Genomic DNA, 16,866 nt, shown 5'->3' with positions numbered 1-16,866 from the left:
AGATAGAAATATCAGAACAATAAAAGTATATAATTTGAAGAATATAGAACAAATGTTCAGTATTTTTTGATATAATAAAGAAGCACCGTATCATGTGTTGAAGGAGGAAAAGCATGTCTTTACAATTTATTCTTGGAAACGGGAAAAAAGATCACCGTCAAGTCTTGATCGACGAAGCGTCAGCTTGGCTCGACCAAGATGCAAGCAACCAAGTATTTTTCCTTGTTCCCAATTACAGCAAATTCGAACAGGAACAAGAAATTTTAGCGGAGATGCGAAGAAGAAGCGGGAAAAAAGCTTTCAGCACAACAAATGTTCAAGTATTCAGTTTTTACCGTCTGGCTTGGTATTTGCTGCAACAGACAACCCTTCTTACAGGAAATGAATTATCAGAATCCGGATCTGCGATGATCTTGCGACAGATTTTAGAAAAACATGAGGAAGAATTAACGATCTTTCGCGGAGAAATCAATAAAAGAGGATTTATTCGCCAATTGCAAGAACTCTATAGTGAATTGCGCACAGGGAATATTCAACCAGAAGATTTGATGCTTTTATTTGGTGATTCACCGAATGCAGAAGACCAGCAACTTAAAATGAAAGACTTGAAGCTGATTTTTTCAGCTTATGACAGCGAATTGACCGAACGTACACTATCAAATGAAGATGCACTGGCTATACTAGCAAATTATATGCAGACACAAGATTTCACCAACGTCAAATTTATCGTCAGCGGTTTTTCCCGAATCAATGGGCAAGAGTATCAATTACTGCAGGCAATGATGGAAAAGGGGCAATTAGTTGTCGATTTATTGTTGGATCGTCCTTATACAGCGGATCTTCCAGAAGTACTTACGCTCTTTCATGAGACTGGAAAGCTTTATTTCCGTCTTTTTCAAAGTGCGAGAGAACGGAAAGTTCCTATATTAGTAGATCGTTTTGCGCCAGAGCAGAATCGTCCGACAGAGCTTCAGTTGCTGCAAACGATGTGGGAAGAGACTTCCAGCCAAAAGAAAGCAACCGTCCACAAATTAGGGGAACAAGAGGCTCTCCATTTGTGGGAAGCTGAAAATCCAACTGAGGAAGTCCGACAGTTAGCTGTTGAAATCAGACGGCTAGTCAGTGAAGAAAACTACCGTTATCGTGATATCCAAGTACTGACAAAAAATATGTCCTTATATGGAAATATTCTTCGACCAATCTTTCAAGAAATGGCGATTCCATTTTATATTGATGAAGAACAAATGATGGAAAATCATCCGCTGATTGAATGGATCAACAGTCTGTTCGCTCTTGACCGTTATTCTTATCGACTAAGTGATATTATGCGTTTTTTCAAGACGGAATTGTTCCTATCGATGGAAACAGAAACCGAACTGGATGAATGGAAACAAGAACGAGATGAATTCAGGAAAAAATTGGACATTACAGAAAATGTTGCACTTGCTTATAATTATCAAGGCACTTACTGGACGCGTGAAAAAGACTGGCAGTTTGTAGCGTATGATTTTGAAGCAGAACAGATTGAAGACGTACAGTATCTGGAAGAACAGTCAAATACGATTAGACGATTATTTCAGAAATCTGTACCTGCATTTTTTAAAAAAATAAAGAAAAGCAAAACAGGACAAGCGGCCGCAAATGTTTTTTATCAATTTTTGATTCAAAGTGGTGTACAGCAACAATTATTGTTTTGGCGTAATCAGGAAGTAGACAGAGGAAACTTAGAAGCGGCAAGAAACCATGAGCAGACATGGGGAGCGCTGATTGATCTGCTGGATGAATATGTAGTCATTTATGGTGAATCGGCTTTTGACTGGTCACTGTTCCAAGAAATCATTACGAGTGGTCTAGAAAATCTAAGTTATGGTAAAATCCCTACCGCAATCGACCAAGTGCGAATCAACCGTTTGGAATTAGTTCGACCGAATCAAGCTGCCGTCACTTTTGCATTAGGTTTGAATGATCAAGTGTTTCCAGACCGTAAAGAAACAAAAGGATTGTTGTCCAGTGAAGAACGAGAAGTATTAAATCAAGCTTTGCCAGATGGACAGTTTTTATTCGACCCATCAAAAGAAAGTATCTCTTTTGAGCCTTTCCAAGCCTACCTTGTTTTTCTTTCCGGAACGGATCGATTATATCTTAGCTATGCACAAAGCTATGACACAGATGGTTCACTGAAGATGTCTCCTTATTTGCGCAGAATCACAGAATATTTATCAGTTCCCGTCGAGAGAAAAGAGCATTTGACGATCGAAAGCGATCCTGATTGTTATGTAGGAACTTATAGAAGCGGAATCAATACAGTCAATAGGATTTATCGATTAGCTTTAGATGAAAAAAAACCTGTACCAAAACATTGGCAAAAGCTCAAAGAATTAGTACTGAATTCCTCATGGCGCAATTTTGCTTTACAAATCTTTGAAAGCCAGGAACATTTGAATGTGCCTGTTTCGATGCCAGAAAAAATGGCGGAAGAGCTTTATGGAAAAGAAATTTATACTTCGATTTCACGTATGGAGAATTTTTATAATTGTGAATACAAATACTTCATGCAATTTGGTTTGAAATTGAAAGAACGAACTGTTTATGGTCTGACTCCAGCAGCAACAGGTGATTTTTATCATGAATCATTGGATCGTTTCTTCAAGCTACTGTTTTCAAACCAATTATCCTTAGTGAATATGACCGATGCGCAGCGTAAAGACTTTACTGAAAAAGTGCTGCAAGAAGTGTTCGGAGAACTTCGGTTTGAGATATTGGATAGTTCCGCAAGAATGAACTATATCCGCTATCAGTTAGGACAGACGATCCAAAAAGTAGCATGGGCTTTGCAAAAACAGAGCAAAAATACGGGCATGCATCCTCTTCAGACGGAGATCTTATTTGGCCAGATTGCTGGAGCAAAAGGTATCACAGGTCTGGAATTACCATTGAGTAATGGTGGTAAACTCCACGTTCGAGGAAAAATCGATCGGATCGATGTAGCTTCTGAACAAGAAGATACTTGGTTAAGCGTCGTTGATTACAAATCTAGTGGACGTTCATTCGATGTCACAGAAGCTTATTATGGCATGGCTATGCAATTATTGACGTATCTGGACGTAGCATTGATGGATGCGGTACGTTTGACTGGAAAGGCGGCTGTTAAACCAGCAGGATCATATTATTTACATGTTCATAATCCTGTATTGACGGAGACAGATGATGTAGAGAAGAATACATTGAAAAAATTTAGTTATGATGGCGTTTTTGTCGATGATCCCGCTCTTTTAGAAGTACTAGATCATTCACTGGAAGCAAAAGAACAATCACTGATCTATCCAGTGAAAAAAAATGCGAAAGATGAATACCAAAAAGGTAGTTTCAGCAAAGACAAATTTTTCACGGAAGAAGAACTGCAACTGTTCATGTCGCATAATCGGGAAAATATGCGGTTAGCTGGAGATGCAATCACTTCCGGAGAAATCAAACTGAACCCAGCTTATAAAGATAAACAGCGAATTGCCTGCGAATTTTGTCCATTCAGAAGCATCTGTACGTTTGATGTGATGCTGAAAGAAAATAATTACCACCGTCTGGAGAAAATGGATAAGGAAGAAGCACTGCGCAGAATATTGAAAAGGAGTGAAGAAGAGTGAATCAAATTCCTTTAAAACCGCAAAACGAACGATTTACAGATGATCAGTGGCAGGCGATTTTCGATCAAGGAGATAATTTGTTAGTCTCTGCGTCTGCCGGATCAGGTAAAACTACAGTGCTTGTTCGAAGAGTGATTGAAAAATTAAAAATGGGTTTTGATATCGATGAATTACTGATTGTGACATTTACTGAAGCAGCCGCAAGAGAAATGAAAGAAAGAATTCAAGAGGCATTACAAGAAGCGGTCAACAGCGAAAGCGACCCTGTACGAAGACAGCATTTTACTAAGCAGTTAGTTTTATTGCCCACAGCGAATATCTCAACCTTACATGCTTTTTGTCTAACAGTTATTCGACGTTATTATTACTTAATTGATATCGATCCGGTCTTTCGCATGTTAACAGATGAAACAGAAACGATCTTGATGAAGGAGGATGTATGGGACGAGCTGAGAGAAGCACTTTATGCAGAAAATGATGAACGATTTTTCCAATTAACAATGAATTTTTCTAATGATCGTTCAGATGACGGCTTGACGAATCTGGTGTTTTCTCTTTATGAGTTTGCCCGTGCCAACCCTGACCCCCAAAAATGGCTAGAACAGTTAAGCGCTAATTATCGTTTGAATGAGGGGCTAGCGAAATCTCGATTATATCAAGAACAAATCCGTCCTTTAGTTTTGGCAGATATATACCAATGTGTACAATTATATGAACAGATGACTCAGTTAGCACAAGGTGAAGGGTTAGAAAAAATGCATGAGCAAGTGGCTGGAGAACAACAGCAGATCAAAAATGTCTATGAAGCTTTCTCGCAAGATCGGTTAGAAGAAGCTTATGCTAGTTTGGAACAACTGACTTTTTCAACTTTTAAGAGCAGTCGTAAAGCAGAATTGAAAGAAATCTCCAATGAAGTCAAGGGCATGAGGGATAAAGCAAAAAAACTGATTCAGCAGATAAGTAAAAGTTACTTTCCTGTTTCACCAAGCCAAATGGAAGAATTAACGGAAAAAGCACTACCGTTAGTCGAAGAAATGACAAAAGTCACGCAAAGCTTTATGGACGGTTTCAGTATGCGTAAACGGGAAAAAGGTGTGTTGGATTTCAATGATCTGGAACATCTAGCGTTGCAGATTCTCACAGAAAAAACGAAAGATGCATGGCTGCCAAGTGAAGCTTCAAAACATTATCGAAAAAAATTCAAAGAAGTAATGGTAGATGAATATCAAGACGTGAACCAATTACAAGAAGCCATTTTATACTGGCTAAGAGAACCTGATGATACAAAGGGAAATATGTTTATGGTTGGGGATGTCAAACAATCCATTTATTCTTTCCGTTTAGCAGATCCTAGTTTATTTATCGGGAAATACGAGAATTTTTCAAAGAAAGAAGGCGGACGTCGGATCGTTTTGGCTGAGAACTTCCGCTCTAGAAAAGAAGTCCTTTCTTTTACGAACCTTATCTTTGAACAACTAATGGATCCAGCAGTGGGTCAAATCAATTATGACGAAGCAGCCAAACTGATACAGGGATTTTCAGACTTTCCAGAGAATGAACAGTTTGAGCCAGAAATCATGATCTATGAAAAAGAACAGGAAGAATCAGAGATCGAGATTCCCACTGACGATATACTGGAAGACAAAACAGAAGGCGAGCTTTTTATGACAGGACTGAAGATTCGTCAATTGATTGATTCTTCCTTTATGATTTATGATAAAAAATCAAAGAAAAGTCGTCCGATAGAGTACAGAGACATTGTTCTCTTGACACCTACAAAGAAGAACAACTTAACGATTTTAGAGATTTTCAAAACATTGGATATTCCATTGGAGATGAATGATGCTCAAAATTATTTTCAAGCGACAGAAATTCGCACGATGATCTCGCTGCTACAATTAATTGACAATCCCTATCAAGATATTCCGCTTGCGGCTGTATTGCGTTCGCCAGTCGTGGGCTTGATTGAACCAGAATTAGCCAGCATCCGATTAGCCGACCGTGCACATACTTACTATGATGCTATGCTTGCTTATCAAGCATCAAACGAAGATGAATTAGCGGTTAAGCTGGAACATTTTGGCAAACAACTAGATCATTGGCGAGAACTTGCTCGCCGTTCTTCGATCACTGACTTGTTGTGGGATATCTATTATGAGACGGGATATCTAGAGTATGTGGTCGGTCTGCCAGCAGGGGCACAGAGACAAGCCAATCTTTATGCATTGGTCGATCGTGCCAAAGCTTACGAGCAAAGTTCTTTCAGAGGATTATATCAGTTCGTGCGTTTCATTGAAAAAATGCAAGAAAAAGATAAAGACTTAGCAGAACCAGTCATTTCAATAGAAGATAATGCTGTTCGCGTAATGACGATCCATGCAAGTAAAGGCTTGGAATTTTCAGTTGTATTTTTGTTAGATATGACGAAAGAATTCAACTTACAAGACTTGCGCAATCGGTATGCTTTTGAAGAAAAACTTGGAGCAGGTATTCGCTATATGGATCCTGAAACACGGGTATTGTATGATACGTTACCGTTTCAAGCCATCAAATTGGCAAAGCAAAACAAATTGTTATCGGAAGAAATGCGTAAATTGTATGTAGGATTGACTCGGGCAGAACAAAAGCTTTTCATTGTCGGTTCCTATAAAAATAAAGAGCAAATGATCCAAACGTGGTCTGAAGCAGCTGATCATGAGGAGTTGGTTTTTGATCCTGCGCTACGTTTGAAGGGCAGAAGCAGCTTAATGAATTGGATTGGTTACGGATTGATCCGTCATCCTGAAATGCAGAAATACTTAGAGGAAGAAGTTTCGACTTCTCTCTTTCAAGATTCAAATGCACAGTTTTCCATTTCATGGATGAATCAGCAATCAATCATTGAACAAAGACAGGTGCTTGCTGAAAAAGAACTGGTTGACTTAGATGAGCAGATGAAAGAAGAGGAAACTGTATTAGCAGATTTGTTACAAAAACGTCTAGCCTATGAATATCCTTATCAGGCTTCTTCGCAAACCACAAGTTATCAATCTGTATCTGAGATCAAACGATTATTCGAAGATCCAGATGATACACAAGAATCACGTTTGACTCTGGAAAGTAGTCAGACAAAGGCAGCATCTCGTCAATTCCGTTATACGCAAGAACAACTAGCAGAACCAAAATTTTTACAAAAAGATCGGCAAGTGTCGGCAGCTGCTGTTGGAACAGCTACCCATGCTTTACTGCAATTGCTGCCATTAGAGATGCCAACTACAGAGAGCATCAATCAAAAGTTGCAGGAATTAGTAAAGAAACGGTTAATAGACGAAAAGGTCGCAAAAAAAGTAGATGTTTCTTCTATTATATGGTTCTTTCAAACAGAACTTGGGCAACAATTGATTGCCAACAAAGAAAACGTAAAACGGGAACAACCTTTTTCCATGCTGCTTTCTGCTGATGAAGTATTTCAAGACTATCCAAATCAGGAAGATGAGCTATTGATCCACGGAATCGTCGATGGATACTTAGAAGAAAAAGATCATCTCCATATCTATGATTTTAAAACAGATTTCATTTTACATCCGGATGATCCAGCAGAAATAGACGCGATCGTCCAAAAATATCAAGGACAGCTAAGACTTTACCAACAAGCAATGACAGAAGCACTGAATAAACCTGTAGAAAATGTTTTCCTAATTTTACTTCGAGTGAAACGAATCATAAACATTAATAAATAATTATAATTGAGCAAACTTGACTTATGTTTTGTAAGGATTATGCTATACTCTGGGAAGAGGTGAGTATGATGGAGCTAACACAGACAGAATTCGTTTTGTGTCCTAAATTTGAAAAAACGTTCTCTATTTTAGGAAAAAAATGGAACGGATTGATTATCGATGTACTACTCGAAAATGGTCCGCAACGCTTTGTCGAGCTTGCGGCAAAAATCCCGATGGTTAGTGATCGGGTATTGGTCGAACGCTTGAAGGAATTAGAAAAAGAAGGAATAGTCACTCGAAACATTGCCTGTAGTGAAAAAAGCCGTTCAGAATATCTCTTGACTGAAAAAGGAGCAGACTTGCAAAAAGCAATGCGTCAAATACAAGTTTGGAGTGAAAAATGGGTCACAGAGGAAGAATGCGGTTGATTTTGTAAAAAAAATCTTGTAAACTATAGTCCATACGAATAAGTAAAAGAACGATGACGAAAAAGAGTAGTTTGGCTAAACCAGTTCAGGGAGATCTGTCACAGACTGAAAACAGGTCCTGTGTTTGAAAAATGAAGTTCACTTTCCGAGTTCGTCTGATCATTATCAGACCGGCATCTGTCGTTAACGAAGTAAGAGTGCGGTGTAAGTTTATTTATCCGCAAATTAGGATGGTAACGCGAAGACCTCGTTCCTTAACAGGAATGAGGTCTTTTTGTTTTGTATTTGGAATTATAAAGGAGGAACAAGCACATGTCTTTACAAGCACAATTAGAGAGCTTGAAAGAAGAAACAATCGTCAAAATCACGGCGGCACAAGATTTAAAAGAATTAAATCAAATACGTGTTGAAACGTTAGGAAAAAAAGGACCGATCACAGAAGTATTGCGTGGGATGAAAGATCTAAGTCCAGAAGAACGTCCAAAAGTCGGAAGTTTCGCAAATGAGATCCGAGACCTTTTGACAGAAGAAATAGAGCGAAAAAAACAAATATTAGAAGAAGAGGCGTTAAATGCAGCTTTGGCAAAAGAAACAGTAGACGTGACATTGCCTGGTAGAAAAGTAAAGCATGGTACACGTCATATCGTGACACAAATCATGGAAGAAATTGAAGATATTTTTGTAGGCATGGGGTATCAGATCGTAGAAGGTTACGAAGTGGAGTCTGACCATTACAATTTCGAACGGATGAACCTGCCAAAAGACCATCCGGCAAGGGACATGCAAGATACTTTCTATATTTCAGACGAGATATTGATTCGGACACATACTTCACCAGTCCAAGCACGGACAATGGAAAAGCATGATTTCTCTAAGGGTGCTCTACGAATGATCTCGCCAGGAAAAGTTTTCCGCAGAGATACAGATGATGCGACCCACAGCCATCAGTTCCATCAAATTGAAGGGCTAGTTGTTGATAAAAACATCACGATGGGCGACCTTAAAGGAACATTAGAAGTCGTAATGAAAAAAATGTTTGGGGAAGAACGTGAAATCCGTTTGCGTCCAAGTTATTTCCCATTTACGGAGCCATCAGTAGAAGTAGATGTCAGCTGTTTCAAATGTGGTGGTGCCGGTTGTAACGTATGTAAATACACTGGATGGATCGAGATTTTAGGAGCTGGCATGGTGCATCCGAATGTATTGAAGATGTCAGGAATCAATCCAGAAGAATATTCAGGCTTTGCTTTCGGCCTTGGACCAGACCGCGTAGCTATGTTGCGGTATGGAGTGAATGATATCCGTAATTTCTATCAAAATGACTTACGTTTCTTAAGTCAGTTCAAGGGGGAGTAAGAAGATGTTAGTTTCATATAAATGGCTTAATCGTTATGTGGATTTATCGAATGTAACACCAAAAGAATTAGCGGATAAAATGTCTGTAACAGGAATCGAAGTCGAGGGAATCACGGTTCCAGAAGAAGGCTTGAAAAAAATCGTTGTCGGTGAAGTCAAGGAATGTGTACCACATCCAGATTCTGATCACCTTTCTATTTGTCAAGTCGATATTGGTGAAGACGAATTGTCTCAAATCGTTTGTGGAGCGCCTAATGTGAAGGTCGGAATCAAAGTGATCGTTGCGCTTCCTAACTCACGGATTGCTGGAAATGTGAAGATCAAAAAAGGGAAAATGCGTGGTCAAGTATCAAATGGCATGATTTGCTCGTTACAAGAAATTGGCTATTCAGACAGTGTTATACCGAAAGAATACGCTGAAGGTATCTATTATATGCCAAAAGAAGCTGTAAATGGCGATCCAGTTTTTCCTTATTTAGATATGGATGATTCGATCATTGAATTGTCTATCACACCAAATCGTGCAGATGCATTGTCAATGCGTGGCGTAGCTTATGAAGTTGGGGCAATCTATCGTCAGACGCCTACATTTGATGACGAGAAATTAGTAGAATCATCACAACTTGCTAGCGATAAGATCCAAGTGACAGTTGAAGATAAAGAAGTCGTTCCTGCCTATCAAATCCGCATTATTGAAGGAGTAAACATCCAACCAAGTCCTCAATGGCTGCAAAATCTTTTGATGAATGAAGGCATCCGCCCAATCAACAATGTAGTAGATGTGACGAACTATATTTTGCTTTTATTCGGACAACCACTACATGCATTTGACTACGACAAATTGAAATCAAACGAGATCCTTGTCCGTCATGCAAAAGAAAATGAGACATTAGTAACGTTAGATGGAGAATCTCGGGAATTGACAACTGACAATCTTGTCATCACTAATGGCAAAGAACCAGTTGCTTTAGCTGGTGTCATGGGTGGATTAGATTCAGAAATTACGAATGAAACAACAACAGTGGCACTGGAATCTGCTTTGTTTGATCCGATTTCGATCCGTCGTACAGCAAAACAATTTAATTTGCGTAGCGAATCTTCTGCACGCTTTGAAAAAGGGATCAACCATGCAACTGTTGGAGAAGCCAGTGAGGTTGCTGCAGCAATGATCGTTTCTCTTGCGGGTGGGGAAGTTCTACAAGGCGCGGTCAAAGGTTCAGAGATCAAAGCAGAAGACGTATCAGTGAAGATTTCACTTGAACGCATCAATCAATATTTAGGAACATCTCTTGTCGTTAAAGAAGTAAATGAGATTTTTGAAGCACTTGGATTTAGCTATGAAGAAAAGGATCATGTTTATTCTGTAGTCGTACCACCAAGACGTTGGGATATCCAAATCGAAGCAGACATTATCGAAGAAGTTGCTCGTATTTATGGATACGACCAGTTGCCATCTACACTTCCAAGTGGAGAAACGGTTGCTGGAAGCTTGTCAAAAGAACAAGAAACTACTCGTAAAATTCGTACAATCTTTGAAGGAAGCGGATTGAGCGAAGCAATCAGTTATGCATTGACAACAGAAGAAAAATCAAGACAGTTTGTTATAAAAGAAAGTAATATTACACGTTTGGACTGGCCAATGAGCGAAGAACGTTCTGTATTACGAATGAATTTGATCAGCGGACTATTAGATGATATCAGTTATAACACTGCTCGAAAAAATACAGAGATTGCTTTATATGAAATTGGTCGGGTATTCTTCCAAGAAAATGATCCGCGCACACATCTGCCGCAAGAAGTAAAACATGCAGCAATCGCTATTTCTGGTGTTTGGGAAGAAAAAGATTGGCAGACGAAAACACAAAACGTAGACTTTTTCACCATCAAGGGTCTTTTAGAAAACTTATTTGAACAACTAGGTATCACTGAAGATATCCATTATCAAACAGTGACAGAAATAAAAGAAATGCATCCTGGTAGGACAGCTGCAATTTATCTTGGCGAACAATTTATCGGTTTTGTCGGTCAAGTGCATCCGACAACTGCCAAAAGTTATGATATTCCAGAAACATATGTAGCTGAGTTTGATTTATCTGCTGTAGTGGAAGCTGCCCAAAAAGGAATCGTTTTTGAAGCAGTGACAAAATTCCCAGCAGTCAGCCGGGATATCGCTTTGCTTGTAAAAGAAACTGTGACAAATCAGGAATTAACAGAAGTGATCCATTCTGCTGCTGGAAGATTTTTAACAGATATCCAATTATTTGATGTCTATCAAGGAGAAAACATCGAAAAAGGACATAAATCCATGGCTTATAGTCTGACATTCGTCAATCCTGAAGCAACATTGACAGATGAAGAAATCAATAAAGCAATGGAAAAAGTCGAAAAAGCGTTGATAGAAAACCTAGAGGCAAGTATTCGCTAAGAGGGAAAATATAGTAAGTAACGATCAAGTAGCTTTTGAAGACTATTCATTTGAAAAAGAGATGTGACACAAGTTTGTCACATCTCTTTTTTTGATTTTAAAAAAGGAATAGCACAGAGACGAGATAAAAAAACAGGCCTTTTCAGCCTGTTTTTTAGAGTAAATGAATTAATGGAAGTAATTGATCCCCATTGCTGATTTTACTTCAGAAAGTGTTTGTGCAGCTACTTTAGCAGCTTCTTCACTACCTTTACGTAAGATTTCCATAACAGCTGAAGGATCTTTTTCCAATTCTTCTCGGCGCGCGCGGATCGGTGCAAATTCAGCTTCCAATACATCAATGAGGTATCGTTTGATCTTTACATCGCCAAGTCCGCCGCGGCGGTAATGAGCTTTCATTTCTTCAATTGCTTCTTTATCTGTTCCGAATACATCCAAGTAGGTGAAGACCATATTCCCTTCTACTTGTCCAGGATCTTGTACATGGATGTGGTTTGGATCAGTATACATACTCATGACTTTTTTCTGTAAGACATCGGCAGGATCGGAGATATAAATACCGTTTCCTAACGATTTGCTCATTTTGCCATTTCCATCGATTCCAGGTAACCTACCCATTCCTTTTGGTGGGAATACGCCTTTTGGTTCCACCAAGACTTCACCATATGTATGATTGAAGCTTTGTACGATTTCCTGTGTCTGCTCTAACATTGGTTTTTGATCCTCGCCAACAGGTACGAGATTCGCTTTGAATGCAGTGATATCTGCTGCTTGAGAAACAGGATAGATAAAGAATCCTGTAGGCACGCTTTCACCGAATTTCTTTTGTTCGATTTCTGTTTTGACAGTCGGATTGCGTCGAACGCGTCCTACGCTGACTAAGTTCAAATAATACATGGTTAACTCAGCTAATTCCGGAATTTGTGATTGGATAAATAAAGTAGATTTTGCAGGATCTAATCCCACGGCTAAATAGTCTAAAGCAACTTGCAAGACATTTGATGAAACCTTCTCAGGATTTTTAGCATTATCGGTCAGGGCTTGCATGTCAGCAATCATGACAAACAGTTGGTTGTCTTCATCTGCTTGCATAGCCACTCGGGTTTTTAGAGAACCGACGTAATGCCCTAAATGCAGCTTCCCAGTTGGTCGATCTCCCGTTAAAATAATATTTTTCAAAAAAGACACCTCTTTACGATTTGTAAGTCTGAGCACTTAATATCTTACCGTTTTTCCTGACAAGAAACAACAGTTCCTAAGGAAAAAACAAGGAAAGAGGATAAAATAACTAATAGATTAGAAATGGAAGAAATATTTATGGGAGAATAAACGTTCTAAGAAACTTTACAAATTACTAAACTATCAGATATAATGTATTTTATTATACATCTTTAAAAGAAATCTTACTAAATAATAATGGGAGTGTAATTCTATGGCAATGATTAAATTTGATCACGTGGATAAATATTATGGCAAGTTCCACGCATTAAAAAATATCAATCTCGAATTCGAGAAAGGAGAAGTTGTCGTTGTCATTGGTCCTTCTGGTTCAGGAAAGAGCACGATGCTTCGCTGTATCAATGGATTAGAGACGATTTCTTCAGGCAAGCTACTAATTAATGATACTGACTTGCATGATAAAAAGACAAAATTGACAGAAGTCCGAAAGAATATCGGCATGGTTTTCCAGCATTTCAATTTGTATCCTAATAAAACCGTTCTGGAAAATATTACATTAGCACCAATCAAAGTGTTAAAGCAAGACCAGGCAACTGCAATCAAAAACGCGGAGAAATTTCTGAAAACTGTCAATATGTTAGATAAGAAAGATTCTTATCCTTCCATGTTATCCGGTGGACAACAGCAACGGGTGGCAATCGCCAGAGGTTTAGCGATGAATCCTGAGATGCTGCTGTTTGATGAACCTACTTCTGCTTTGGATCCGGAAATGATTGGTGATGTATTGGACGTCATGAAAAAATTGGCGCATGACGGCATGTCAATGATTGTCGTGACGCATGAAATGGGCTTTGCCAAAGAAGTTGCGGATCGTGTCATCTTCATGGCTGACGGAGAAGTATTGGAAGATAGCAGAAATGTGAGAGACTTTTTCGAAAATCCAAATGAAGTCCGAGCACAGCAATTTATCAGTAAAGTTATCAATCATTGATAGGAGGAAAAAGATGCGCAGGTTTAAAAAAATACGCCTGATTTTCCTTTTAGGCATTGCTTTTCTTGCACTAGCCGGATGTAAAGGAAATGGGTTGGCAAATGAAGATATTTTAGAGCGAAGCAAATCTACCAATGAAATCATCTGGGGTGTCAAATATGATACTCGATTATTTGGAATGATGGATATTGAGAGCAGAACCGTACAAGGATTTGATGTAGATATTGCAAAAGCGATCACTGAAAAGATCCTTGGTGAGAATGGAAAAGCGGAATTTGTTGAAGTCACTTCTAAAACACGGATCCCGTTATTGAAAAACGGAAACATCGATGCGATTATTGCGACGATGACGATCACAGATGAACGAAAAAAACAAGTCGATTTTTCAGATGTCTATTTCGATGCTGGCCAAGCTTTGTTGATAAAGAAGGGAAGCCAAATCAAAAGTGTAGATGATTTGAATGCTACTACAACAGTTCTAGCAGTCAAAGGTTCTACGTCGGCTGCGAATATCCGACAGCATGCACCAGATGCAAACATTCTGGAATTGGAAAATTATGCAGAAGCATTTACTGCCTTACAATCTGGCCAGGGAGACGCAATGACTACGGATAATGCGATCTTGTTAGGGATTGCAGATGAAAATCCAGAGTACGAATTAGTCGGCGGAACGTTTACTAATGAACCTTATGGAATTGCGATCAACAAAGGACAAGAAAACTTCTTGAAAGCTGTTAACCAAGCGCTAGAGGAAATGCATGCAGATGGCACATACGATAAAATCTATCAAAAATGGTTTCCAAACGAAACTGAAGGAAAAGTAGAGTAAGGGGGAGAGGCAATGAGCGAATTGATACAGACTTATGGACCAATCTTTGTCGACGGGTTCAAGATCACATTGTTTTCGAGTGTCTTAGCACTTGTGTTTAGTTTGATTATCGGAACGTTGATGGCAATCTTCCAATTATCAAAGAATAAAGTAGTAAGTGCCTTAGCAAAGGCATATGTAGAATTTTTTAGAAACATTCCATTATTGATTATCGTGATGTTTTTTTATGTTGTCGTACCGATTTATTGGTTTAATCTAGACGGATTCCAAGCAGGGACGATTGGCTTGACTATCTATACATCCGCTTTTATTGCTGAAACAGTACGTTCAGGGATTCAAACCGTACCAAAAGGCCAAACAGAAGCAGGATTGTCTTCTGGATTTACCTATTCAGAAATTATGCGTTATATTGTTTTGCCCCAAGCATTCAAAATCGTTATTCCGCCATTAGGCAACCAATTTATCAATCTTGTAAAAAACTCGTCTATTTTAGCAATCGTAGCTGGTTTGGATTTGATGTATCAAGGAGACTTGATTGCCAGTGAAACATTCAATACCTTCGATACGTATATCATCGTTGGGTTATTTTACTTAGTTATCACGCTGCCGTTATCTTACTTAATGGTTTATCTTGAGAAAAAATGGGCGGTTCGTTCATAGAAGGAGGGGAAATACATGGATTTTAGCGGTGCTTTTTCATGGATGAATGTCCGTTTTTTATTGGAAGGATTAAAGGTTACTGTTGAAGTTTCATTGTTTTCGATCATTTTCAGTTTCTTGATTGGTGGTCTGACAGGTGTGATTCGTTTTGCGAATATCCCTTTCTTGTCCAAAATCCTTGGTATTATGATCGATATCATACGAAATCTTCCATTATTATTGATCATTTTCTTCACTTATTTTGCTTTGCCTCAGATTGGCATCCAGATGAACATCTTCTGGTCTGCTGTTGCAGCATTGACGATCTTTGAATCAGCTATGCTGTCGGAAATTTTCCGAGCTGGACTTAATGCTGTTCCGAAAGGGCAGATGGAGGCAGGATTGTCAACAGGACTGACTTATGTAGAAACAATGCGGACGATCGTCTTGCCGCAAGCATTCAAATCAATGATCCCGGCAATTGTGAGCCAATTGATTTCACTGATCAAAGATACTTCATTAGCAGTAATCATTTCTTTACCTGAACTTTCTCATCAGGCACGTATTATTTATGGACAGAATACCAATTATGTGCTTCCGATGTTCATCATCATGACACTTATGTACTTCGTGGTGTGTTACGCGCTTTCGCTGCTTTCCGGTTACTTGGAAAAGAGACGGTACAGTTATTAATAGATGATTCTTTTAGCGGTTGTGGCAAACTAAAGTCACAACCGCTTTTCCTCTTTCCATTCGAAAAAAAGAGATTTTGATTGTTTTAAGCAAGTGAGAGCACTTGAAAATTCACGCTAAAAAGTACACAATAGGGAAGATAGAATTTATTGAAAAAAAGGATGATACGATTGACAGATAATCGCCCTATCGGATTTATTGATTCAGGTGTCGGCGGCTTGACTGTAGTGAAAGAAGCCCTGAAACAATTACCGAATGAAAATATTTTATTTGTAGGAGACACAGCACGCTGCCCGTATGGTCCTAGACCTGCGGAACAGGTAATCCAGTATACTTGGGAAATGACGGATTATCTGGTGGAGCAAGGAATCAAGATGCTAGTGATTGCCTGCAATACCGCAACTGCGGTTGCTTTAGAAGAAATCAAAGCTGCTCTTTCTATTCCAGTCATCGGTGTGATCCTTCCCGGTACAAGAGCGGCAGTAAAAAAAACACAAAATAAACAAGTTGGCATTATCGGTACGATTGGTACGGTAAAAAGTCAAGCTTATGAAAAAGCATTGAAAGAGAAAGTGCCAGAATTGACTGTGACAAGTCTTGCTTGTCCAAAATTTGTTTCAGTTGTCGAAAGTAATGAATACCATTCATCTGTGGCAAAAAAAATCGTGGCAGAAACATTAGCTCCGTTAACGACTAAAAAAATCGATACATTGATTTTGGGATGCACCCATTATCCGTTATTACGCCCCATCATTCAAAATGTAGTGGGGGAAAATGTTCAACTGATCGATTCTGGAGCAGAAACAGTAGGTGAAGTATCTATGCTACTCGATTATTTCAATTTGAGCAATTCACCGCAAAATGGACGGACATTATGTCAGTTTTATACAACAGGATCTGCTAAACTTTTCCAAGAAATAGCTGAAGACTGGCTTGGAATCGGACACCTAAATGTAGATCATATTGAATTGGGAGGAAAATAAG

Annotated in this window: 11 protein-coding genes; 10 read left to right on the top strand and 1 reads right to left on the bottom strand. The window is 38.9% G+C overall.

All coding sequences use genetic code 11. The features are described 5' to 3' along the window. The first annotated feature begins 113 nt into the window (after nt 1–113). The 5 genes from A5816_RS05895 (at nt 114) to pheT (ending at nt 11,551) form a co-directional block, all read left to right on the top strand. A complete protein-coding gene (locus tag A5816_RS05895) occupies nt 114–3,641 on the top strand; it encodes a PD-(D/E)XK nuclease family protein (protein ID WP_038398875.1) in 3,528 nt (1,175 codons plus the stop codon). Next, a complete protein-coding gene (gene addA, locus A5816_RS05890; protein WP_086310935.1) occupies nt 3,638–7,360 on the top strand; it encodes a helicase-exonuclease AddAB subunit AddA in 3,723 nt (1,240 codons plus the stop codon). The genes A5816_RS05895 and addA overlap by 4 nt, the downstream gene beginning before the upstream one ends. 68 nt (nt 7,361–7,428) lie before the next feature. Next, nucleotides 7,429–7,770, top strand: coding sequence for a helix-turn-helix domain-containing protein (locus A5816_RS05885; RefSeq protein WP_002292948.1), 342 nt, complete (start codon nt 7,429–7,431; stop codon nt 7,768–7,770). 312 nt (nt 7,771–8,082) lie between these two features. Then, the gene (gene pheS, locus A5816_RS05880; RefSeq protein WP_038398877.1) at nt 8,083–9,126 is read left to right on the top strand and encodes a phenylalanine--tRNA ligase subunit alpha; all 1,044 of its coding nucleotides are present in this window, start codon (nt 8,083–8,085) and stop codon (nt 9,124–9,126) included. A 4-nt stretch (nt 9,127–9,130) separates the two neighbouring features. Further along, a complete protein-coding gene (gene pheT, locus A5816_RS05875) occupies nt 9,131–11,551 on the top strand; it encodes a phenylalanine--tRNA ligase subunit beta (RefSeq protein ID WP_038398878.1) in 2,421 nt (806 codons plus the stop codon). Between the two features lie 168 nt (nt 11,552–11,719). Here the strand turns inward: pheT and trpS are convergent, their stop codons facing one another. Further along, a complete protein-coding gene (trpS, locus tag A5816_RS05870) occupies nt 11,720–12,730 on the bottom strand; it encodes a tryptophan--tRNA ligase (RefSeq protein ID WP_002288045.1) in 1,011 nt (336 codons plus the stop codon). Nucleotides 12,731–12,983: 253 nt separating this feature from the next. On the opposite strand from trpS, the gene A5816_RS05865 reads away from it, so the two are divergent. The 5 genes from A5816_RS05865 (at nt 12,984) to racE (ending at nt 16,865) form a co-directional block, all read left to right on the top strand. Next, entirely contained in the window at nt 12,984–13,721 is a 738-nt protein-coding gene (locus A5816_RS05865; protein ID WP_038398879.1) for an amino acid ABC transporter ATP-binding protein, read from the top strand. 13 nt (nt 13,722–13,734) lie between these two features. After that, nucleotides 13,735–14,550 carry a transporter substrate-binding domain-containing protein gene (locus A5816_RS05860; RefSeq protein WP_086310934.1) on the top strand — a complete coding sequence of 272 codons (816 nt, stop codon included), beginning with the start codon at nt 13,735–13,737 and terminating at the stop codon, nt 14,548–14,550. 12 nt (nt 14,551–14,562) lie between these two features. Beyond that, nucleotides 14,563–15,210 carry an amino acid ABC transporter permease gene (locus tag A5816_RS05855; RefSeq protein WP_002288038.1) on the top strand — a complete coding sequence of 216 codons (648 nt, stop codon included), beginning with the start codon at nt 14,563–14,565 and terminating at the stop codon, nt 15,208–15,210. A gap of 15 nt (nt 15,211–15,225) precedes the next feature. Next, complete coding sequence (locus A5816_RS05850) at nt 15,226–15,882, top strand: amino acid ABC transporter permease (protein WP_038398881.1); 657 nt, start codon at nt 15,226–15,228, stop codon at nt 15,880–15,882. A 161-nt stretch (nt 15,883–16,043) separates the two neighbouring features. After that, nucleotides 16,044–16,865 carry a glutamate racemase gene (gene racE, locus A5816_RS05845; protein ID WP_002315102.1) on the top strand — a complete coding sequence of 274 codons (822 nt, stop codon included), beginning with the start codon at nt 16,044–16,046 and terminating at the stop codon, nt 16,863–16,865. Nucleotide 16,866: the final 1 nt, after the last annotated feature.

This window comes from Enterococcus sp. 3G1_DIV0629 (assembly GCF_002141285.1).
GTDB classification, from domain to species: domain Bacteria; phylum Bacillota; class Bacilli; order Lactobacillales; family Enterococcaceae; genus Enterococcus_B; species Enterococcus_B lactis.
Note: the sequence above shows the minus strand (reverse complement) of the source record. Positions and strands in the feature narration are given on the sequence as shown.